This is a genomic window from Haloferax prahovense, assembly GCF_000723845.1.
Taxonomy (GTDB): Archaea; Halobacteriota; Halobacteria; order Halobacteriales; family Haloferacaceae; genus Haloferax; species Haloferax prahovense.
In genome coordinates, this window is the sequence record NZ_LK053000.1 from 1,514,382 (window position 1) to 1,535,332 (window position 20,951).

Annotated in this window: 26 protein-coding genes; 15 read left to right on the top strand and 11 right to left on the bottom strand. The window is 68.3% G+C overall.

The window, feature by feature from the left end; translation table 11 throughout:
* Positions 1 to 105 precede the first annotated feature (105 nt).
* The 6 genes from BN984_RS07520 (at position 106) to BN984_RS07545 (ending at position 3,867) form a co-directional block, all read left to right on the top strand.
* Positions 106 to 396, top strand: a complete 291-nt coding sequence (locus tag BN984_RS07520; RefSeq protein WP_008091285.1) for a DUF7853 family protein — start codon at positions 106 to 108, stop codon at positions 394 to 396.
* Positions 397 to 558: 162 nt separating this feature from the next.
* Positions 559 to 1,275: a DUF7827 domain-containing protein gene (locus BN984_RS07525; protein ID WP_049967962.1), complete on the top strand. Its 717-nt coding sequence runs from the start codon at positions 559 to 561 to the stop codon at positions 1,273 to 1,275.
* A 114-nt stretch (positions 1,276 to 1,389) separates the two neighbouring features.
* Complete coding sequence (locus tag BN984_RS07530) at positions 1,390 to 1,713, top strand: 4Fe-4S dicluster domain-containing protein (RefSeq protein ID WP_008091289.1); 324 nt, start codon at positions 1,390 to 1,392, stop codon at positions 1,711 to 1,713.
* A 44-nt stretch (positions 1,714 to 1,757) separates the two neighbouring features.
* The gene (locus BN984_RS07535; RefSeq protein WP_004973805.1) at positions 1,758 to 2,132 is read left to right on the top strand and encodes a VOC family protein; all 375 of its coding nucleotides are present in this window, start codon (positions 1,758 to 1,760) and stop codon (positions 2,130 to 2,132) included.
* A gap of 122 nt (positions 2,133 to 2,254) precedes the next feature.
* Positions 2,255 to 2,707, top strand: coding sequence for a ferritin-like domain-containing protein (locus BN984_RS07540; protein WP_004973804.1), 453 nt, complete (start codon positions 2,255 to 2,257; stop codon positions 2,705 to 2,707).
* Positions 2,708 to 2,904: 197 nt separating this feature from the next.
* Complete coding sequence (locus tag BN984_RS07545; RefSeq protein ID WP_008091295.1) at positions 2,905 to 3,867, top strand: L-lactate dehydrogenase; 963 nt, start codon at positions 2,905 to 2,907, stop codon at positions 3,865 to 3,867.
* Positions 3,868 to 3,909: 42 nt separating this feature from the next.
* Here the strand turns inward: BN984_RS07545 and BN984_RS07550 are convergent, their stop codons facing one another.
* The 4 genes from BN984_RS07550 to BN984_RS07565 all read right to left on the bottom strand — a co-directional run bounded on the left by BN984_RS07550 (position 3,910) and on the right by BN984_RS07565 (position 8,083).
* Positions 3,910 to 6,024, bottom strand: a complete 2,115-nt coding sequence (locus BN984_RS07550; RefSeq protein WP_049967963.1) for a (Fe-S)-binding protein — start codon at positions 6,022 to 6,024, stop codon at positions 3,910 to 3,912.
* 80 nt (positions 6,025 to 6,104) lie between these two features.
* Positions 6,105 to 6,809 carry an energy-coupling factor transporter transmembrane component T family protein gene (locus tag BN984_RS07555; protein ID WP_008091298.1) on the bottom strand — a complete coding sequence of 235 codons (705 nt, stop codon included), beginning with the start codon at positions 6,807 to 6,809 and terminating at the stop codon, positions 6,105 to 6,107.
* The gene (locus BN984_RS07560; protein WP_049967964.1) at positions 6,803 to 7,504 is read right to left on the bottom strand and encodes an energy-coupling factor ABC transporter ATP-binding protein; all 702 of its coding nucleotides are present in this window, start codon (positions 7,502 to 7,504) and stop codon (positions 6,803 to 6,805) included. The genes BN984_RS07555 and BN984_RS07560 overlap by 7 nt, the downstream gene beginning before the upstream one ends.
* Positions 7,505 to 8,083, bottom strand: coding sequence for a biotin transporter BioY (locus BN984_RS07565; protein WP_049968593.1), 579 nt, complete (start codon positions 8,081 to 8,083; stop codon positions 7,505 to 7,507).
* Positions 8,084 to 8,242: 159 nt separating this feature from the next.
* Between BN984_RS07565 and BN984_RS07570 the strand changes: the two genes are divergently transcribed.
* The 8 genes from BN984_RS07570 to BN984_RS07605 all read left to right on the top strand — a co-directional run bounded on the left by BN984_RS07570 (position 8,243) and on the right by BN984_RS07605 (position 15,724).
* Positions 8,243 to 8,848 (top strand): hypothetical protein, encoded by a 606-nt coding sequence (locus tag BN984_RS07570; RefSeq protein ID WP_049967965.1) that lies wholly within the window; start codon positions 8,243 to 8,245, stop codon positions 8,846 to 8,848.
* A 120-nt stretch (positions 8,849 to 8,968) separates the two neighbouring features.
* A complete protein-coding gene (locus BN984_RS07575) occupies positions 8,969 to 11,077 on the top strand; it encodes a minichromosome maintenance protein MCM (protein ID WP_008091306.1) in 2,109 nt (702 codons plus the stop codon).
* A 140-nt stretch (positions 11,078 to 11,217) separates the two neighbouring features.
* On the top strand, positions 11,218 to 12,321 hold the full coding sequence (locus tag BN984_RS07580; protein WP_049967966.1) for a hypothetical protein: 1,104 nt from the start codon (positions 11,218 to 11,220) through the stop codon (positions 12,319 to 12,321).
* Between the two features lie 88 nt (positions 12,322 to 12,409).
* Positions 12,410 to 12,712: a DUF7854 family protein gene (locus tag BN984_RS07585; RefSeq protein WP_008091312.1), complete on the top strand. Its 303-nt coding sequence runs from the start codon at positions 12,410 to 12,412 to the stop codon at positions 12,710 to 12,712.
* A gap of 128 nt (positions 12,713 to 12,840) precedes the next feature.
* Positions 12,841 to 13,179, top strand: coding sequence for a DUF7855 family protein (locus tag BN984_RS07590; RefSeq protein WP_008091314.1), 339 nt, complete (start codon positions 12,841 to 12,843; stop codon positions 13,177 to 13,179).
* Positions 13,176 to 14,123 (top strand): DUF7856 family protein, encoded by a 948-nt coding sequence (locus tag BN984_RS07595; RefSeq protein ID WP_049967967.1) that lies wholly within the window; start codon positions 13,176 to 13,178, stop codon positions 14,121 to 14,123. The genes BN984_RS07590 and BN984_RS07595 overlap by 4 nt, the downstream gene beginning before the upstream one ends.
* A gap of 51 nt (positions 14,124 to 14,174) precedes the next feature.
* Entirely contained in the window at positions 14,175 to 15,065 is an 891-nt protein-coding gene (locus BN984_RS07600; protein WP_008091318.1) for a DUF7857 domain-containing protein, read from the top strand.
* Complete coding sequence (locus BN984_RS07605) at positions 15,062 to 15,724, top strand: P-loop NTPase (RefSeq protein ID WP_049967968.1); 663 nt, start codon at positions 15,062 to 15,064, stop codon at positions 15,722 to 15,724. Before BN984_RS07600 ends, BN984_RS07605 begins: the two co-directional genes overlap by 4 nt.
* A 104-nt stretch (positions 15,725 to 15,828) precedes the next feature.
* Here BN984_RS07605 and BN984_RS07610 read toward each other — a convergent pair whose 3' ends face one another.
* Entirely contained in the window at positions 15,829 to 16,695 is an 867-nt protein-coding gene (locus tag BN984_RS07610) for a transcription initiation factor IIB (RefSeq protein WP_004973774.1), read from the bottom strand.
* A 162-nt stretch (positions 16,696 to 16,857) separates the two neighbouring features.
* Here BN984_RS07610 and BN984_RS07615 point away from each other — a divergent pair, with 162 nt between their 5' ends.
* Positions 16,858 to 17,379: a DUF7858 family protein gene (locus tag BN984_RS07615; RefSeq protein ID WP_008091324.1), complete on the top strand. Its 522-nt coding sequence runs from the start codon at positions 16,858 to 16,860 to the stop codon at positions 17,377 to 17,379.
* A gap of 102 nt (positions 17,380 to 17,481) precedes the next feature.
* On the opposite strand, the gene BN984_RS07620 is transcribed toward BN984_RS07615, so the two are convergent.
* The 6 genes from BN984_RS07620 to BN984_RS07645 all read right to left on the bottom strand — a co-directional run bounded on the left by BN984_RS07620 (position 17,482) and on the right by BN984_RS07645 (position 20,907).
* Positions 17,482 to 18,228 carry a P-loop NTPase family protein gene (locus BN984_RS07620; protein WP_008091326.1) on the bottom strand — a complete coding sequence of 249 codons (747 nt, stop codon included), beginning with the start codon at positions 18,226 to 18,228 and terminating at the stop codon, positions 17,482 to 17,484.
* Between the two features lie 108 nt (positions 18,229 to 18,336).
* Complete coding sequence (locus BN984_RS07625; protein ID WP_008091328.1) at positions 18,337 to 19,152, bottom strand: DUF7847 domain-containing protein; 816 nt, start codon at positions 19,150 to 19,152, stop codon at positions 18,337 to 18,339.
* Positions 19,153 to 19,240: 88 nt separating this feature from the next.
* Positions 19,241 to 19,657 (bottom strand): HIT family protein, encoded by a 417-nt coding sequence (locus BN984_RS07630; protein ID WP_004973767.1) that lies wholly within the window; start codon positions 19,655 to 19,657, stop codon positions 19,241 to 19,243.
* Between the two features lie 60 nt (positions 19,658 to 19,717).
* A complete protein-coding gene (locus tag BN984_RS07635; protein ID WP_049967969.1) occupies positions 19,718 to 19,954 on the bottom strand; it encodes a hypothetical protein in 237 nt (78 codons plus the stop codon).
* Between the two features lie 92 nt (positions 19,955 to 20,046).
* Positions 20,047 to 20,676 (bottom strand): uracil-DNA glycosylase, encoded by a 630-nt coding sequence (locus tag BN984_RS07640; protein WP_049967970.1) that lies wholly within the window; start codon positions 20,674 to 20,676, stop codon positions 20,047 to 20,049.
* Complete coding sequence (locus BN984_RS07645) at positions 20,677 to 20,907, bottom strand: DUF7860 family protein (protein ID WP_004973761.1); 231 nt, start codon at positions 20,905 to 20,907, stop codon at positions 20,677 to 20,679.
* Positions 20,908 to 20,951: the final 44 nt, after the last annotated feature.

The window sequence follows — 20,951 nt, forward strand, 5'->3', positions numbered from 1 at the left end:
TCGGGAGCGGACGCCCCCGTGGCTTTCGCTGTTGTGCGTGACTCATGACAACAGTACACATACATTTATATCTTCCCGCCCATAGGTTACGATAGAGGCCCCACAATGACCACATCGGCCCAGGACCGTCCGACGGCGCTCGACCTCTCTCGTGAAGAGACGTGGGTCGTCCACGCCGCCTTGCTCGACGCCATCGAGCGGGCGGTCGATGCAGACGAAGAGCCGACGCCGGCCCCAAGCCTGCTCGCGCGGGTCGAGGCCGGCGACGAAGATTTCGACAGCGCCGAACTCGACTATCTCGTAGACGCCCTCCGAACCTATCGGAAACAGGCGCCCGCTCGGGACGACCACCACATTTCGCGCGTTCTCGAGCACATCGAGGCCGCGCGGGCGTAGTCGCCCGACGGACGTCCGGCCCGCTGACTTCCTTTCGATTCCACCGAGGCCCCGAGCGGCCGCGCTCGCGTCTCACCGTCCTCCCGTCCCGCGCGATACCAATTATCGTTTGACATTACGATATGGAAAATAACTTATCCGGCCTCTGAAAAGAGGCGGTCGATGCGATCCTCCAACCGATCCGCGCTACTGACGACGACCCTCCTCGTCGCCGCCGTCCTCGCGGCGGCGGTGATGCCCGCGGCCGCCGCCTCGGGCCACTACGAGTTCACAGACGACGCGTACACGGCCGAACAGGGTGAGGTGGTCTCCATCACGCTCTCCGGCGCGTCGGACGCGAACAACACGTCCGCGGCGCTGGCCGGCGAGAACAACACCGTCCCGCTCCGCATCGGCGGCGAGGACGTGAACTTCGCCGTCAACGCGACGGTAGTCGACGAGAACCGCGACGGCAACGTCACCCTCGAACTGAACACCTCGACGGCGGGACAGGCGAACGCCTCGTCGTACCTCACCGCCGCCGGCAACGACTCGGTGAACGCGACGCAGACGACCGAGGTGCTCCCGGCGACGCTCGACGCGGGCGACTACTCGCTCGCGCTCGGCCCGGCGAACAACTCGACTGACACGGCGACGCTCTCGCTCCAGGCGGCGGAGACGACGACCGAGCCGACCGAGACGACTGAGACGACGACTGAATCAACCGACACCGAGACGACCACGACGGCGGGCGAGACGACCGAGACGACGGCGACGAACGCGTCGGCCTCGGCGACGACCGAGACGACCGGTACCAGCGACACCGGCATCCCCGGTTTCAGCGCCGTGCTCGCCGTGGTGGCGCTCCTCGCGGCCGCGTTCCTCGCGGTTCGTCGCTGACGCGCTCCGGTGCTCAGCACCGACTCCGAAACCACCCTCGACCTCGACTCCGTCCCCGATTTTTCGCGTCGGCGATGCGGACGTTTTAGTACGCGGTACGGCCAACGCCCGGCAATGGCTATCGACTCGAACTTCGACCAGAACCGGGAACGAGCGGGCGAGGAAAACGGCGTCGCCGTCTGGGGCCCCGTCGAGCCGCCGGAGAAACTCGGCATCCACGGCACCCACGTCGCCGTCGACTACGACATCTGTCTCGCGGACGGCGCGTGCCTCGAAAACTGCCCCGTGGACGTGTTCACGTGGGTCGACACGCCCGACCACCCGGTGAGCGAGCGGAAGGTCGAACCGACGAACGAAGACCAGTGTATCGACTGCATGCTCTGTGTCGACATCTGTCCCGTCGACGCCATCGACGTGGACGCCTCGCGGCAGGCCTGACACGAAGACCAGACGTTATCTCTCCCCGCCGCGTCGCGTCGGCCATGGGACTCATCCACACCGCCCTCGTCGTCTCGGACATCGACGCCACGCTCGACTTCTACGCCGACCTCGGTCTCGAACAGACCAACGAGTTCGAACTCGACGGCGTCCGGAACGTCTACGTCGGCAGCGACGACACCGACATGGAACTGCAGTTCAAGTACGACCCGACCTCGTCGGCGCGCGTCGAACCCGCCGGCATCGACCACGTCGCCGTCGAGGTCGCGGACGCCGACCGCGCCTTCGAGGACATCGTCGAGGCGCAGTCGCCCGACATCGTGAAACCGCCGGTGGACATCGACCCGGTGAACGCCCGCGCGGCGTTCGTGAAGGACCCCGACGGCTACGTCGTCGAAATCGTCTCCATCGAAGACTGAACTCACCCGCGGTACCGACTCGCCTCGGCCGCTGATTTTCGCCGACGCCGACGCTTCACTCACCCGACGGGCTCGCCGCGGCGAACAGGTATTTGTTGCCAGAGCGTCAATACGAAGTCGCTATGTCTGAGGACGTAACCGCGCTGTTGAAGCGCGCCTATCAGGACGAGATCGAGACCGTGATGAACTACATGACGAACTCCATCGTCCTCGACGGCGTCCGGGCGGAGGAGATAAAGGAGTCCCTCCAGACTGACATTCAGGAGGAACTCACCCACGCGGAGCAGCTCGGGAACCGGCTGAAGCAACTCGACGAGCAGCCGCCGGGCTCGGCGACCTTCGAGGCGCGCCAGCACGACCTCCAGCCGCCGGAGGACAGCACGGACGTGCTCGCCGTCATCAACGGCGTCCTCACCGCCGAGGAGGATGCAATCGAGACCTACCGCGCGCTCATCGACGCGGCGGAGGAGGCCAACGACCCCGTCACCGAGGACCTCGCCGTGACCATCCTCGCCGACGAGGAGGCCCACCGGACCGAGTTCCGCGGCTTCAAGAAAGAGTACGACCGCGAGTAACCCCGCACGCGGCGGCCGGCCGCGCTCGCGACGTTCGGTGTACTGCCTGCGGAACCTACGACTCCGAAGTTCTTCATTTCAAAAAACGCGCCGGAACGGAGAGATATCTAACAAATTATCATCTGTTACAAAAGTAGTACTCCCAGTTCTTCGAAACGGGGCTTTGCTTTTATCCACCGGTCGCTCGAACGACGGGTATGAGCACTGAACGCGGCAAGGGAACGGTCGCAATCGTCGGGGGTGCCGGCGCAGTCGGGTCGAGCACGGCGTTCGCGCTGATGGAGAGCAGTCTCGTCGGCGAAATCGTCCTCGTCGACGTCGCCAAAGAGCGCGTCGAGGGCGAGGCGATGGACCTCAACCACGGCTCGTACTTCACGTCGCCGGTCCGCGTCCGGACGGGCGACTACGAGGACTGCTGGGACGCCGACGTGGTCATCGTCACCGCCGGTGCCAGCCAGAAACCGGACGAGACCCGCCTCGACCTGATGGAGCGGAACGCCGACATCTTCGCCGACATGATTCCGCAGATTACGGAGGGGTTGAACGACGACGCCGTGATGCTCATCGTCACCAACCCCGTGGACGTGCTCTCGTACGTCACGTGGAAGGTGTCGGACCTGCCGGCCGAGCGCGTCATCGGCTCCGGAACCGTCCTCGACACGTCGCGGTTCCGCCACTCGCTCAGCCGCGAGTTCGACCTTGACCCGGCGAACGTCCACGCGTACGTCGTCGGCGAGCACGGCGACAGCGAGGTTCTCGTCTGGAGTTCGGCGAACCTCGGCGGCATCCCGTTCGAGTCGTACGCCACCCGTCACGGCGTCGGCGACGTCGACGCGCTCAAAGCCCGCGTCGAAGAGGAGGTCCGCGAGGCCGCCTACGAAATCATCGAGCGCAAGGAGCGGACGAACTACGGCGTCGCGCGCTCGGTGGCCGCGACCACGGAGCGCATCCTCGGCGGCGACAACTCCATCCTCACCGTCTCGACGCTCGTCTCGGGCGAACACGGCATCGACGACGTCTACATGAGCCTCCCGTGTACCGTCAACCAAGGCGGCGTCCGCGACGTTCACGAGTTCGACCTCTCTGCGGCCGAGACGGCGGCGCTCCGGGAGTCGGCGAGCGTCATCCGCGAGTCCATCGACCGCTTGGACGTAGAATAGAAGCGAAAGAAGCGAAGCAAACGGAACAGCCGCGCCGCCGACTCAGTCGGCCGACGCGGGCGTCGTGTCCGCGTTCGCCCCCGTCGCGGCGGCCTTCGCGTCGAGCGCCTCCACGACGAGTTCGGAGATGTCCACGATGTCGATATCGTCCTCGTAGCTCCCGGTCTTGCGGCCGTCTTCGTACATCGTCGCGCACATCGGGCAGGCGACGACGAAGCGCTCGACGCCGCCGGTCGTGTCGTCGAGCGCCTCGCGCAGGCGCTCTTCGGACGGCTTCGACTCCTCTTCGTGGTCCATCCAGAGACCGCCGCCGCCGCCGCCGCAGCAGAACGACTGGTCACGGTTGCGCGGCATCTCGGCGAGTTCGACGCCGGTCGCGCGGATGACCTCGCGGGGCGCTTCGTACTCGCCGTTGTAGCGTCCGAGGTGACACGGGTCGTGGTACGTCACCGTCTGGGCGGCGAGTTCGTCGCCCGCGAGGTCGAGGCGGTCGTCGCCGACGAGGCGTTCGACCAGTTGGGTGTAGTGGTACACCGGGTAGTCGAACGAGTCGTCCATCTCCGGGTACTCGTTTTTGAACGTGTTGTACGAGTGCGGGTCGGTGCAGACGATTTTGTCGAAGTCGCAGTCGGCCATCGCGGCGACGTTGTCCTCGACGAGCATCTCGTAGAGGCCCTCCTCGCCGACGCGGCGCACGTCGTTGCCGTCGTGCTGTTCGTCTTCGTAGAGGATGCCGTAGGAGACGCCCGCTTCCTCGAAGATGCGGGCCACCGAGCGGGCGACGGCGCGGTTGCGCTCGTCGTAGGAGGGGTAGTCGCCGACGTACCAGAGGAACTCGACCGATTCGTCGCGGGCGTCGGGAACCTCGAAGTCGAGGTCGTCAGTCCAGTCGGGCCGCTTGCGCTGAGGGTCGCCGAAGGCGTTGCCGTTCTGGAAGATGTTCATCATCGCCTCCTGTACCGGCTCTTGCTGTTGGCCCGTCTCGGTGAGCCGGCGGTTCATCTCGGTGAAGTGCGTCAGGTGCTCGATATCGACCGGACAGGCGTCCATGCAGGCCATGCAGGCCATGCAGGACTCCATCGATTCGGCGTCGACGACGGAGGTGCCGCCGTCCGCGACGATGTCGATGGAGTCGCCGCCGGCGTCGACCGACTCGCGGTAGGTCTTCAAGTCGAGAATCACGTCCCGCGGGTCGAGGTTGCGGCCGGAGGCCTCCGCCGGGCAGGCGTCGGTACAGCGGCCGCACTTCGTGCAGGCGTCCATGTCGAGCATCGCCTTCCACGAGAAGTCGTCCTCGGAGACGTAGCCGATTTCGTCCGGCGGCGTGTCGGCCGGCACCTTCGGGAGGCGCGTGCCCGCCTTCTCGTCTGCGGTGACGATGTTGGCGAAGGAGGTGAGCATGTGCAGGGGCTTGGCGTAGGGGACGGCGGCGACGAACGCCAAGGCGAGGAGCGCGTGGGACCACCAGCCGAACCAGTAGAGCGTCTGTGCGAGGCCCTGGCTCATGCCCCCCGCGTCGAACACGAGGGCGACGAAGTAGCCGACGAAGCTCACCGTCTCGAACTCGGGGAACTCCGTACCGACGATGCGGATGCCTTCGAGGACGTAGCCGCCGACGCCGAGGAGAAACAGCGTCCAGACGAACGCGGCGTCCTCGAAGCCGGTGTGTTTGCCCCACAGCCGCGGGTGTCGGACCCCGTAGCGCCGCCACAGCGCCATCCCGACGCCGACGACGAACAACAGGCCCATGAGGTCCATGACGAACGAGTACGAGAGGTAGAAGTCGCCGACGAAGAAGGAACTGCCAGTCACCCGCCGCCACACGTCGATGTCGATGGCGAGGATGGTCGTCCCGATGAGGAGCGTCAGGAAGCCCCACATGATGAAGGCGTGCATCACGCCGGCGAACCGGTCGCGCTTGAACTGCTTCTCGTTGGAGAACACCACTTTCGCCGCCCGGACCGTCCGTCCCGGCAGGTCGGACAGCCGGTCGAACGGGTCTTCACCACCCCGCGCGTATCGAGCGAACCGCTCGTACACCCCGTAGAGGAAGACGAGCGACGCGATGGCGGCGAGGCCGTAGAAGAGCGCCTCGCCGACCGGACTAATCGTCCAGAACGTCTCTCGCGTAACATCCGCCTGTGCCGCAAAGTCCATAATCAATCACCGGAGAACGGAGGGTTAAATCTTGCCACCCGAGGCGTGTCGGTCGGCGGATTACGAGCGCCCCGGGGACCTCAGAGCGCAAGGCTGGCGAGGAGCGCGACGGCGAGGACGAGCCCGGGCGCGTCGCGCCGGCCGAACCGAATCTCCGGGAGCGTCGGGTTCCAGGCGAAACACCGCGCGCGGAGGGCGAGCGCGAGCGCGTCGGCCCGCGCGAACGACCGCCGGAGGCCGCCGGCGGCGACGAGCGAGAGTCGCTCGTCCAGCCGTCGCTCGCTCCCGAGGCGGGCCGCCTGCGCCTCGCGGACGCGGAGCAGGTCGCGGCGGACCAAGGGAAGAAACCGGAAGACGAGGGCGACGCCGACGCCGAGCGCGACGCCGACGCGACCCGGGACGAGCCGCTGAATCGCCGCGCGGGACTCGCGCACGGGCGTCGTCCTGACGTACGCCGCCGCGACGAAGAAGACGAGCAGCACGCGGACGCTGGCGAGCGCCGGGTCCACGGCCGCCTCGGGGTCGAACCACGGCGCGCCGAGGCGGGCGGCCTCGACGACCGGACCGAGCGCGAGGAACGGAATCGCGTAGCGGAGGTCGCTGAGGGCGGACACCGGCGAGGTGTCGGCGGCGCGGAGACAGCCCGCGGCGACGACGCCGAGGGCGACGAGCCCGACGGGCGTCGTGTGCGCGAAGCCGGCCGCCGCGAAGGCGACCTGCACCCCGAGCTTGGTCCGCGGGTCGAGTCGGTGGGCGAGGCTGTCGCCCGGTTCGTAGGTCAACACGGCGGGCGGACGTCGAGGTCGGGGAGGCGGTCTGCGGCCTCGTCGGGCGCGGCGTCGAGGGCGACGTCGCCGTCGGCGAGAACGACCACGCGGTCGGCCAGTTCGGCCACGTCGCGCAGGTCGTGGGTGACGACGACGAGGCTCGTCCCCGCGGCGCGGAGGTCGCGGAGGCGCGCGAGCACGGAGCGCCGCGCGGGTTCGTCGAGGCCGGTGAACGGTTCGTCCAAGACGAGGTGGTCGGGTCGCATCGCCAGCGCGCCGGCGATGGCGAGGCGTTCGACCTCGCCGCCGGAGAGGGCGTCGACGCGCTCGTCCTCTCGGCCGTCGAGGTTGACCGCGGCGAGCGACTCGCGGACGCGACGGTCGATTTCGTCGCGGTCGAGCCCGAGGTTCTCCGGGCCGAACGCCACGTCAGCCCCGACGGTCGCGGCGACGAGTTGGTCCTCGGGGTGCTGGAACACCATCGCCACCGCGGTTCGGGCGGCGACGAGGTGGTCCGAGACGGAGCGGCCGTTGACCGAGACCGCGCCCTCGTCGGGGTCGAGCAGACCGTTGAAGTGCCGGACGAGCGTGGTCTTGCCGGAGCCGTTCGCGCCCGCGACGATGACGCACTCTCCGTCGTCGATGGCGAGGTCGACCCCGTCGACCGCGATAGTGTCGCCGTACCGGTGGACGAGGCCGTCGACGCGAATCATCTACTGGGCGGCGATGGCGTCGGAGCGGACGATGCCGACCGCGGCGGCGATTTTGAACGCCTCGGCGGGGATGAACGCGGCGGAGGCCGTCCAGAAGGCGGATTCGAGGCCGACGCTCTGGACGTACGCGAAGCCGAGCGTCCCGAAGGCGTAGACGACGACGGTGCCCGCGACCATCGCGCCGACGAGGCGACCGGTGCTCACGCGGTAGTCGCCGATGTCGACGCCGCCGTGGACGACGAGGCCGACGATGACCGCGGCGACCGGGTACGCCCAGAGGTAGCCCGCGGTCGGGCCGACGAGCGGTGCGAGCCCGGCCGAGCCGCCGGCGAACACCGGCGCGCCGAGGCCGCCGGCCGCGAGGTAGAGCGCGATGGAGCCGCCGCCCCAGACGGGGCCGAGGAAGATGCCCGCGAGGAAGACGACGAGCACCTGCATCGTCACCGGAATCGGCGAGACGGGGTTCGGGAACGAAACGTAACTGCCCGCGCCCATGAGCGCCGCGAACAGGGCGGCGCGGGCGATGTTGCCGACGAGTTCGTCGCCGACGAGTTCGACTGACTCGTGTTCGGTTGCCATGTCCATCGCTGTCTCGTAAACCCTGTTTAACTTATCGGTTTACAGAGTGCGTGGGCGGGGTCGGCCCTCGGTCTCGTCGGCCGATTCGAGTCGTCTCCCGGCGCTTGGCGGCTCCCGGGTCAGCATCATTAAAGACGCTGGGCGTGCCATTCTCCGGGTATGGACGAAAAGACCGCCGAGCTTCGCGACATCTTCATCGAGGCGACTGGGTCGGACACCGTGACCGAACAGCAGTCCGAGTCGCGCGGGTCGCTCGCCGACGTGGACGACCCCGAAGCGGTCCGCGAGCGCGTCCGCGACACCGTGGCGACGATGCGCGAGCGCTACGCGTTCGACGCCGACTTCGACGACGACGCGCTCGTCGCGCTCGTCGTCGGCTACTTCGACGGCGACGCGGACGCCGACCTCGCGGTCGAACTCGACGCGGCGCCCGAGGCGGTCCGCACCGCCCGGTTCGACCTCCACCTCGTCCGCGACGCCGACCGCGAGTTCCCGTTCGACGCCGACCGCTTCGACAACCTGCTCGTCGACGGCGCGGACGACGAGACTATCGCCGAGACGCTCGACGTGCCCGTCGAAGTCGTCGCCGAGTGCCGCCCCGTCGCCGAGGCCGACATCCGCTCGAGCCGGGCCAACTACCGCTTCCGCGACGATTTCGCGGAGCTGTTGACCGACGACGACCTCTCGAATCGGATGGCCGAGGACGCCCGCCGCGACGGACTTCGCGAGGCGACCGAGGACATCGAGACCGACGTGTCGCTGTAGCGGCGGCCGCTGTGACCCCTCGGGCCGCGCGAGTCCCGGCGCGCGGCCGACCCGTCGGGACGACGGAGGGTCGGCCGAACGACGAAGGTTCTTAACCGATTGGGGACATACCCTTGTGCGATGGCGCAGGCCCCCCAGAACCGAGACCTGACGGAGCGGTTCATCGAGTTCTACCGCAACTACTATCGAGAGGAGATCGGAAAACTCGCACAGCAGTATCCGAAGGAAAAGCGGTCGCTGTACATCGATTACGACGACCTCTATCGGTTCGACGCGGAGCTCGCCGACGACTACATCACGAAGCCCGGCCAGTTCCAGGAGTACGCGGAGGAGGCCCTGCGCCTGTTCGACCTCCCCGCGGACGTGAAGCTCGGTCAGGCGCACGTCCGGATGCGCAACCTCCCCGAGACGGTCGATATCCGGAACATCCGGGTCAACGACGACCACATCGGGACGCTCATCTCGGTGCAGGGAATCGTCCGCAAGGCGACCGACGTGCGCCCGAAAATCACGGAGGCCGCCTTCGAGTGCCAGCGCTGCGGGACGATGAGCTACATCCCGCAGGGCGACGGCGGCTTTCAGGAACCACACGAGTGTCAGGGGTGCGAGCGTCAGGGGCCGTTCCGCATCGACTTCGACCAGTCGAACTTCATCGACTCCCAGAAGCTGCGCGTCCAGGAGTCCCCCGAGGGCCTGCGCGGGGGCGAGACGCCGCAGAGCATCGACATCAACCTCTCGGACGACGTGACCGGCAAAGTCACCGCCGGCGACCACGTCACCGCGGTCGGCATCCTCCACATCGAACAGCAGACCTCGGGCAACGAGAAGACGCCCGTCTTCGACTACTACATGGAGGGCATCTCGCTCACCATCGAGGACGAGGAGTTCGAGGACATGGAGATATCCGACGAGGACGTGGCCGAAATCGTCGAACTCTCGAACGACCCGGCCATCTACGAGAAGATGGTCGAGTCCGTCGCGCCCGCCATCTACGGCTACGAGCAGGAGAAGATGGCCATGATTCTCCAACTGTTCTCGGGCGTCACGAAACACCTGCCCGACGGGTCGCGGATTCGCGGTGACCTGCACATGCTGCTGATAGGGGACCCCGGAACTGGCAAATCGCAGATGTTATCATATATCCGGCATATTGCTCCCCGCTCGGTCTACACGTCCGGTAAGGGTTCGTCCTCGGCGGGTCTCACCGCCGCCGCCGTCCGCGACGACTTCGGCGACGGCCAGCAGTGGACGCTCGAAGCCGGCGCGCTCGTCCTCGCGGACAAGGGTATCGCGGCGGTCGACGAGCTGGACAAGATGCGGCCCGAGGACCGCTCCGCGATGCACGAGGGGCTCGAACAACAGCAGATTTCGGTCTCCAAGGCCGGCATCAACGCGACGCTGAAGTCGCGGTGTTCGCTCCTCGGCGCGGCGAACCCGAAGTACGGCCGCTTCGACCAGTACGAGCCAATCGGCGAGCAGATCGACCTCGAACCCGCGCTCATCTCCCGGTTCGACCTCATCTTCACGGTCACGGACGACCCCGACCCCGACGAGGACTCCAAGCTCGCGGACCACATCCTCAAGACCAACTACGCGGGCGAGCTGAACACCCAGCGGACGAACGTCGCCAACTCCGAGTTCACGGAACAGCAGGTCGACGCCGTCACCGACGAGGTCGCGCCCACCATCGACGCGGAGCTCCTCCGCAAGTACATCGCCTACGCGAAGCGCACCTGCTACCCGACGATGACCGACGAGGCGAAGCAGGTCATCCGCGACTTCTACGTGGACTTCCGCGCCCGCGGTGCCGACGAGGACGCGCCCGTCCCCGTGACCGCCCGGAAGCTCGAAGCGCTCGTCCGGCTCGGCGAGGCGTCCGCTCGCGTCCGCCTCTCGGACAAGGTGACCCGCGAGGACGCAGAGCGCGTCACGGGCATCGTCGAGTCCTGCCTGCGCGACATCGGCATGGACCCGGAAACCGGCGAGTTCGACGCCGACATCGTCGAGACCGGCCGCTCGAAGACCCAGCGCGACCGCATCAAGAACCTGCTCGAACTCATCCGCACCATGCAGGAAGAGTACGAGGAGGGAGCGCCCCACGAGGAGGTCCTCGAACGCGCCAACAGCGAGCTGAACATGGACGAGAAGACGGTCAACGACCAGCTGGACAAGCTCAAGATGAAAGGCGACATCTACGAGCCCCGCGGCGACGTGTACCGCGCGACCTGAGCGCCCGCCCTCGATTTCTCGACTGTCACGAACTCCGTACTGTCCCGACTTCCACACTATCTTGGCGAGCGGACAGTCTCGAACGCGTGTCGTTTATTTGCACCAACACCCCTATGTAATCTGAAAGTCATGTAGTACGCATGAATCGTCGAGCGTATCTGGCGACCGCGGGTGCACTCTTTCTCGCGGGATGTTCGTCAGCGGACGGTGGGGAGACGACGACGGAGGAGCCGACGACGACTGCCACGCCGACGGCGACGGAAACTCCGACTGCGACCACGACTGAGGAGCCGACGACGACGACGGAGGAGCCGACGACCGAGACGACCACGGAAGAGCCGGACAGGGTGGACCGAATTCTCGGCCTCGCCGTGGAAGACCTCGACGCTGCGGTCGAGGACTTCGCGTCCGTGGCGGGCGAAGACGGCGGCTTCCACGACCTGAACGCCACGACGCAGTTCTCGTTCGAGGACGACGCCGAGTCGCTGTACCTCGCGCGCGGCCACTTCAACACGCTCGACCAACTCGACAAGACCGACGCTCAGCGGGCGCGTCTCGGGCGTCTCCGACGCGCCTTCTGGTTCCTCTGGTGGACGGGTAAGACCCACGAGAACGCCAATCAGGCGTTCTACCGCACCAATAACGCAGTCTCCAGACTGTACGGCGAGGAGTTCAACCGAATCGACACGCAGGTCCGACAGATAGCGGAGGCGCTCGAACCGACGCGAGAGACGCTCAACAGCTTACGGAAGGAGTCGGAGGCCGACGCCCTCGACGAACTCACCGCCCTCGAACCGGCGGACTACGGGCGGAAGGTCGACTTTTTCGAGCGGGAGATCGGTCAGCTCGAGGCCTTCGCTGACGACATCGTCTCGTTCCGCGACGCGACCCGACGATTACAGGACGGGTTCGACGAGTACCTCGGCGAGAGCTACGGCGACGCCACCGGGTCGTTCTTCCGGGCGATGAGCGCGTTCGAGGACGTGAACGCGCGGGTTTCGGAACGCGACCCCGTGGCGGCAATCGCCTCCCGCTCCGAGGAGTTCGCCTGTCTCACCGACGCGATGGCGCGGGCCAGCGAGGTGCTCGACGAGGCGGCGACCGCGGGCGACAACGACATCCCCGAAAAGCAGACCGCCCTCGAAAGCGAGGCGCGAGAGGCCTTCGCGGACTGCGACCTCGTGGCGGAGCAGTTCACGTTCGTCGCCGACTTCTTCGAGGAGCTACCGGACGAACGCTCCTGAGACGGCCGTTCGACTCGCGACCGTCTGCGACCGACCCGCGCGGAACCGACGAACTTAGTGGAGCGTGCGGCGACGAGACAGACGACCGATGGACCGAATCTCCGCCATCCGCAACATCGAAGACGCCATCCGCGACCTCGAATCGGGCGACGCGGACCTCGCCAGCACCGAGCGTCGCGTCGTGACCGTCCTCCGGACGTTCGCGACGGAGTTCGAAGACGACGCCGGCGACGGGACGCTCGACGCCTGGACGGCCGTCGGCGACGACCGCGCGGAGGGGCTCGTCGTCCTCGCCGCCGACGAGGTCGACGCGCGGACGCGGGTCAGAGACCTCCTTGACGAGGCGGCCGGCGACGCCGACGACGTGACGTTCTCGGTCGAGCGCGTCTGAGGCGAGACGAGTCGCGCGGAGATTCGAACTCGGGTGAGACGCCGCCGTCTCCCCTGTCTGTGACAGTCGACTGACGCGAGAGCGCCGCTGTCGAACGATTTTTCTCCCGACTCCGTGACCGAGCGTGCGTGCTGTTGGTCGTGACTTACTCGCAGGCGGCGCGGACGACGCTTCGGAACATCTGTCGGACCCACGACGAGGTCGTGGTCCGTCGACTGGGTCGCGCCGCGCTCTTCGACGAGACGGAGTTGGCCGCCTTCCTCGCGCTTCGGCTTCGGGAGAAACACGACGAGGCCGTGCAAATCGAGCGAACCGAGCCGTTCAACGAGTTCGCGGCGGTCCCGGACGCGGTCCGCGAGGCCGCGGCCGCCTACGAGGACCGCGAGTCCCCGGCGACGCCGTACAGCAAGTTCGCCTCGGGCACCGACTACCCGTCGGCCGCGGAGATGCAGCGCCGCGAGCTATGAGGCTTCGGCTTCCCGACGGGACCGTCCGCGAAGGACCGGCTATCGACCTCGCCGACGGACCGTTCGACGTCGGTGCCGACGAGGTCGTCGCCGCGATACGGGGGGACAACGGGGACGACGGGGACGACGCGACCGGCGCGCTCCGAATCGACTGTCCGCCGCCGGGTCCCGGGTACGACCGCCTCGGTCGGATTCCCGTCTCGAAGCCGACACCGTCCCGCGGCTGGCTCCTCGCGGCGGTCGGTCGGTCCCGCGGGCTTCGCTCTCCCGTCGCCGACGACCTCGGCCGACTCGAAGCGAAACTCGCCGAGCGCCGCGACGATGGGGTCGAAGGGGAGGCGGACGAACGCGAATCCATCGACACGTCCGCGGCCGCGCTCCGCGAGGCCCGCCGCCGCGTCGCCGCCGCCGGCGAGGACGAGTCCCGACTCAGAGAGCGCGTCGCAACCCTTCGCGGTCGGGTGAATGCTCACCGAGACGCCGGCGACGACGAGGCGACTGAGACAGCGCAATCGGAACTCGTGGAGGTCGCGACCGAACTCTCCGAGGTCGAAACCGAACGCGTCGCGGCCGAACAGCGGCTTTCGGCGCTCGAACGGGCGGCCCGAACCGAGCGAGACAGCCGCGAGGCGCGACTCAAACTCGAAGACGCGGTCGAGAACCGCCGTCGGGAGGCGCGGGCGTACTTCGCGGCCGAACTCGGCGATGCGTTCGAGGCGGCGCTCCGGAGCCTCGTGGCGACTCCGCCGCTGATGGCGACTGCGGAGTCGCCCGCCTCGGTGGCAGACCTCGAATCGGACCCCGTCGCACGCGCGCTCGCCGCCGTCCGCCTCGCCGACCTGTCCGCCCCGGTCGTCATCTCGTGCGGCCGGTTTTCGGACGCCGAGGCCGCGGCGAACTGGCTCGACGCGCCGGTCATCAGATGCCGGCCGAACGACGGGTGAGCGAGCCACACCGGGCGTTGATTTATATACGAAGCGGCGGCCAGCCCCGCCATGCACTCCGATATCGACGTGACCGTAGACGACGGCGTCGCCCTCGTCTCGGTCCGAGTCCACAACGACGCGCCGGTCGACCGGCGCGTCAGGCTTCGCAACCGACTCGACGGGTCGGTGCTCCCGCCGCGTCGCGCCGGCGTCCCCGAAGCCGGATGGGACGACGACGGGTTCGAAGGCGTCGTCCCCGCGAGTTCGACGGTTGCGCTCGGCTACGCCGTCTCCCCGTCGTCGACGGCCGACCGCGACGCCGCCGCCACCGACTTCGACGCTCGACCCGGGTGCGCGGTCGATATCGACGTACTCGGCCGCGCCGACGGGTCGGAGCAGGCCACCGGTTCGACCCCCGAAGACGCGGTTCGAACGCTCGGTTCGGCGCGACCGCCGGCCGATGCAGTTCCCGTCTCTTCTGACCTGCCGCCGACGACGCGGGAGTCGGAGACGCCCGAACCGACACCCAGCACGACGAGCGACGCGTCAGATGGCGAGCGCCGCGAGCCCCTTCCGAGTCCCGCATCACAGACCCACTCCGAACGTCCCGAACCGTCCGAACAGCCCACGGACGCCGACGTGTCGGCGGCGGTCGGGACTTCCGAGGAACGCGGCCGCGAGACTGAGCAGTCGCTCGGGTCGGAGCCACTGGAGCCGCCGGAGCCACTGGAGTCGCTCGCGGCGTTCGAGCGTCGCATCGACCTCGCCGAGCGACTGGACGGCGCGTCGGTCGCGGCCGCCGCGGCGGCGCTCTCAGAGGCCGACGCCGGCGTCGAGGCGCTCGAATCGCTCGATTCTGACCGGGAGCGCCTTCGCCGGCTAGCGGCGCGCGCGACGGCGCTCGCGGACCGCGCCGCCGACGCCGACCCCGACGTGGACGCGCTCCGGAGGCTCGCGTGATTCTCGCGGTCGTCTCCGGGAAGGGCGGCGTCGGGAAGTCGACGCTGTCGTTCGAACTCGCGGCGGAACTGGGCGCGGTCGTCGTCGACGCCGACCTCGGGATGGCAAACCTCCCGTACGCGCCCGGTCCAGACCTCCACGACGTGCTCGCGGGGCGCGCGGACCCGCTCGAAGCCATCCGCTCGAGCGGCCCGGTCTCGATTCTGCCGTGCGGTCGGACGCTCGCCGGTGCGCGGGCGGCCGACGTGCGCCTCCTCGCCGACGCGCTTCACGCGGTCGAAGCGGCCTACGGCGACGTGGTCGTGGACTGCCCCGCGGGGATGCGCGCCGACGCCGGCGTTCCTCTCACCATTGCCGACGCCTGCCTCGTGGTCGCGTCGCCCAAGGGGTACGCGCTGGCCGACGCGGTGCGGACCCGCGAGCTCGCGCGCGAACTCGACTGCGGGCTCGCCGCCGTCGCGGTCAACCGCGTCGTCGACGAGGTGCCGCTCGACGCCTTCGCTGACGTGCTCGGCGCGCCGGCGACGGCGGTCCCCGCGGACTCTCGACTGGCCGAGGCGGTCGAGCGGTTCGAACCGGTCGTCGCGTCGTCGCCGAAGAGCCTTCCCAGTAGTCGCGTTCGAGAACTCGCGGACGCGGTTCGCGTAAGCGGTCGGTAGAAACGTCGTCTCGTCTTCGGTCCGTTCGTGCGGACGCAGTTCGATTCTCGCGTCTTCCTCGCCGTCGTCTCAGTTAGCGAGTCTCGTCGCCTGTCGGCGTCGGCTCACTCGCGGAGCGCCACGTACGTCTTGCGGAGCGTTACGGGCGTCACGTCGGCCACGTCGGCGGCCTCGGCCTGCGTGCAGTCTTCGCCGCGGTCGCGAGCCGCGGTGTAGAGACACGCCGCGGCGACGCCGCAGGGGTTCTTGCCGCCAACGACGCCCTCCTCGCGGGCTTCGGCGACGTACTCGCGCGCCCGGCGCTCGGTGTCGCTGTCGAGGTCGAGCTTGGTCGCGAACCGCGGCAGGTACTCGGTCGGGTCGGCGGGCGCGACGGGGAGGCCGAGGTCGCGGTTGAGCGCGCCGTAGGCCGCTTGGTGTTCCGCCTCAGTGGCCTTCGACACGTCGCAGACCTCCTCGACGCTCCGGGAGACGCCGGCGACGCGGCAGGCGGCGTAGACGCAGGCCGCGGCGAACCCTTCGAGCGAGCGCCCGCGCAAGAGGTCCTCGTTCTGGGCGGACTCGAACAGCGAACACGCCTGGTCGCGGATGTGGTTCGGGAGCGACAGCGCGCTCGTCACGCGGCGAATCTCGGTGAAGGCGTACACCTGATTGCGCTCGCGCTTGGTCGAGATGCGAGCGCGGTTGTGCTGGCGGCGCATGCGGGCGAACTGCCGGCGCTTGCGACCCTTGATACGCGTCGAGCGACCGATTTCGGTCGACAGGCCGCGGTCGTGGCGCGAGCGGGTGAGCGGCGCGCCGGTGCGGGCGGGGTTCCGGTCGTCGTCGGCGAACGAGCGCCACTCGGGGCCGTGGTCGATGCGGTACTCCGAGACGACGAGACCGCAGTCGGTACAGACCGTCTCGCCGGCTTCGAAACCGAGGTGTCCGTCGCATTCGGGGCAACCCTGGGGGGAACGTGCTTCGCTCATCACAATTGAAAATTGGTCGCGAACAGGTATTTAAACACGGGTTGAATCGGGGGTATAACCCCGATTGCTGCCGCTAGAGCCTACCGATAACCGGTGGGTTACAGACTCAATTTTGATACTGATTAGGAACGCTTTTACTCGGTAGGTGCGGACCACCGAGCGATGGGACTGTCGGATATCGCCGCCGCGTTAGAGACGACGACGACTGAACAGCGCTCGCGCTGCGTTCCGACTGTCGACGACACCGGTGTTTCCCTCCGCGAGCGCTTCGAGGCGCACGCAGACGCGCTCCCCTGTGCGCCTGCGGCCGCGGAGCGGGTTGTCGAAGCACACGGGTCGGGCACGTCAGTCGGCGAGAGCGCGAGCGACGCAGGCGTCGCTCCGGTCACGGCGGCGAAAGTCTTGCACCGTTGCGGCGAAGCGGGCGTGATTCCCCTCGCACCCGAGGCGCGACGCATCGTCCGCGATTGGATCGACGGACGAATCTCGCGCGCCGACGCGCTCGCGCTCACCGGCGCGGAGCCGTCGGAGTTCGCACTCGCGACGTACGTCGAGACGCACGACCCCATCGACCCCCTCGTCGAAGCCGTCGAGGGCGCGCTGACCGACCGCACCGACGCGGCCGTCGCGAAGCGCGACTCGCTGGCCGAGACCATGAGTTCGGTCACCGACATGCAGTTCTGACGCGGGACACGCCTCCCCACCTCCCGTTTTCACGCTCGCGAGCGGCGGCGCTCACCAGCCGTCCGTCTGTGCTCTCGAAACTCGCTCGGCGCGTCGCGCGATTCAGCGACGGACGTACTCGCCGACCGAGGTGAGCACGCCGCCGGCGGCCGTCACCGAATCGAGTTCCACGTCGAGGAGGACCTCCGCGACTGCGGCGACGCCCGCCGCGAGGTCGGCGTCGTCGCGGCACGCCGGCGCGTCGGCGATGTCGTTCGCCTCGGTCTCGGGAACAATCACGTCCGCGTCGCCGAGCGCGCCGAGCGTGGAGACGACCGCGTCGATATCAGCGCCGATGTCGGCGGCCCGGGCGCTGAGACGACCGATGGCGTCGGCACCGCGGTCCGTGGCGGGCGCGACGAGCGCGACGCTGTCGCAGGCCGCGGCGGCGGCGACGGTCTGATTCGACGCGAGGAGCGGCGCGTCGACGAGCACGTGGTCGAAGCTGTCTGCGGCCTCGGCGATGCGACCCTCGAACGCCCGTGCGGCATCGGGGGTCATCGCCCGCGCGAGTCGCTCGAACGGGGCCGCGGCGGGGCAGACGGCGACGCGTCCCTCGGTGTCGGTCTCGAAGTCTACCAGCCCCGACTCCAGCGGCACGTCCGCCGCGTCGGTGACGAGCGACGTCGCGTCGGGGTCGAGCGCTCCCGAGACGTAGTCCGAGAGCCCCTGCGTGGCGAACGCCGCGTCGAGGACCGCAACGTCGCGGCCGTCGGTCGCGAGCGCCGCGGCGAGTTCGAGCGTCAGTCGGGTCGTCCCTGCGCCGCCGGCGACGCCGACGAGCGCGGTGGTTCTGGGGGGAATCGGCATACCGCGACTGGTCGGGTTCTCGAATTAATAGCTTCGGTCGGCCGGAATTGGTGTCGCCGGAGGACACTATTCAGCTCGCAAAGATGATTTTGACGGCCGGCGGTGGGGCTAGACCGACCACTCGTCGTCGGCCGCGTCAGGGTCAGAACCCGGCACGGCGTCCGTACAGGCCCGGTAGAAACAGACCTTGTAGGTTCGCCCGACGAGCGTCGTGACCGTCGAGGCGACGGCTAGGACGGCGATGTCGACCGCCGGCATCGGCGCTTGGAACGCCGTCACCGCGCCGGCGACGGTGGTCGCCCCGTCGAGGCTGACGAGCCAGAGGACCGGCAGGTCGACGACCGAGGTTGCGACGGTCGCCACGACCGCGTAGCCGACGACGTGCCGGAGGTTGCCGAAGACGAAGTCGACGCTGCGGCTGAGCGACCCGCCCGCGGTCTTCCCGTCGAAGACGACGGCGGTGTCGAAGAACGTGAAGAGGTAGACGACGGCCGCGAGGGCCGCGAAAGCTGCTCCGGCGGCGGCGAGTTCGACGAGCGTGAGGCTCGCAGAGCCGTTCAGAACCGCGTCGATTCGATCGAAGCCGATGTAGCCGACGACGCCGCCGCCCACGACCAGCGCGACGATCATGATGACGAGGCCGGAGAGGATGCTCGCACCGAGCAGGCTGACGTAGTAGCGCTGTGCCGCGGTAGACGCACGCAGGTCGGTGTCGGAACCGGGTCGCGCGCCGTCGATGACGGTGTAGAACGCGCCGATGAGCGCCGGTGAGCCGAACAGTACCAGGATCGCCCCGACCACACTGACGAGACCGGTGGCGTTGTTCAACGCGCCCATAAGCCCGAACGTGAGGGCGAACGCGACGAGCACGGGCGTCTTGGTGACGACTTGGAGGGTCGTTCGAAACGATTGGAGGACTGTCACGTCTGCCGGTACTCACGGCGGCCCTATGTGTTTTTACATCGACACGATTTGTTGGTGAGCGCGGCGCCGGCAGGAGAGGTCGGTTCCGTCAGCCCGAGATGGCCGCCTCGATGTCGGCCAGTTCCTCGTCGGAGAGGTCGGGCCGCTCGCCCGCGACGGCGTGGATGGGACTGCCGCCGTCGCCCTCGAACCGCGGGACGATGTGGACGTGGACGTGGTCGACTTCCTGGCCGGCGGCGGGGCCGTTGTTGATGCCGACGTTCGTCGCGTCGGCGTCGACCGCCGCCTCGACGCGCGGGACGAGGTCGTTCACGGCGGCGAAGAGGTCGGCGGCCGCGTCGGCCGGCACCTCGTCGAGTCGGGCGTGGTGCTCCTTCGGGACGACGAGCGTGTGGCCGGGCGCGAGCGGGTTGGCGTCGAGGAACGCCAGCGAGTGTTCGGTCTCGTGGACGATTCGGCCGGGGATGTCGCCGTCGACGATGGCGCAGAAGATGCAGTCGGACATACGTGGCACGTCGATTGGCGGGAAAAAGAAAGTTCGCACCGGTTCGGGGTCGGGGACGCGTCAGTTCCGCTCGGTGGACCGTTCGCGGTCGGCGGCGTCGTATTCGCGGCCGACTCCGGCGTTCCCGTTGTCGGTGGCCGCGCCGACACCGTCACCGCCGTTACCTCCGTCACCGCCGAACCGCGCCCGAATCCGCGCCAGTCGCTTCTTCACGCTGGCGACGAACAGGTCCATCGCCTTCAGGACGGGGCGGAAGACGATTTCGAGAATCAGGTCAGCGATGAGGTCGCCGAGCATCGGTGTGGTCGAACCATGTCATTCCACAGTCATGAGTATGCGGGGTGTCGGTCGGTGCGGTCGGTGCGGTCGGCGTCGTCGACGCGGCGGCCTCAGGGGAGACGCGATTCCAAGTCGGCTAGGTACTCGTCTAACTCGTAGCCGAGTCGGGAGAGCCACACGTCGCGGTACGAGGGGTGCAAAAGCGGGAGTACGGTGTAGCCGAACCGCTCGCTCTCGACGGGTTCGAGGACGGTATCGAGAAAGCCGTCCAGCGAGGTGTCGTCGAGCGAGAGGACGCTTTCGGTCGCGTGGCGGCCGGTCGGAACCACCACGTCGGGGTCGACGGCTTCGAGTTCGGCGACGAGGTGGTCGCGGCAGTTTTCCTTTTCCGCGGCCGTGGGCGCGCGGTTCGACCCCTCGCCGTCCGAGGGGAAGCACTTGACCGCGTTCGTGTAGAAGACGCCCGACTCGTAGCCGACGGCGGCCATCGTCTCGCGGATGCGGCGGCCCGAGTGCCGGGCCGTGTAGGACATCCCGGTCCAGTTGCCGCCCCGCCAGCGGTCGGCGTCGGGATTGCCCGCACCCGGCGCTTCGCCCACGACCATCACGGTCGCGTCGTCGGGACCGACGCCCCACGAGATGCGGTTGCGGCACTCGACGAGCGCCGGACAGCGGTCGCAGTCGGGCTCGAGGACGAGCGTCTCGTCGTCGTCGGGGAACCGCGGGTCGGCGTCGGCCATCTACTCCGTCAGGGGGAGCACGATGCCGAAGATAATCGGCGAGAACAGGACCAGTGCGATGCCGAGCCACTCGGCGTCGAAAAACAGCGTGCGCTCCCAGCCCGGAAGTGCGCCGCCGTTCATCGCGAGCGCGACTTTCGCGCCGACAGCGCCGAACAGGAACAGCGCGAGCCCCAGTCCGAGGCCGGTCTTGGTCATCCGCGGGTAGTCGATGTCTCCGTAGCGTCCCATAGTATTCCGAGATACGGGGACTGGGAAAACCGTTTCGAGAGACT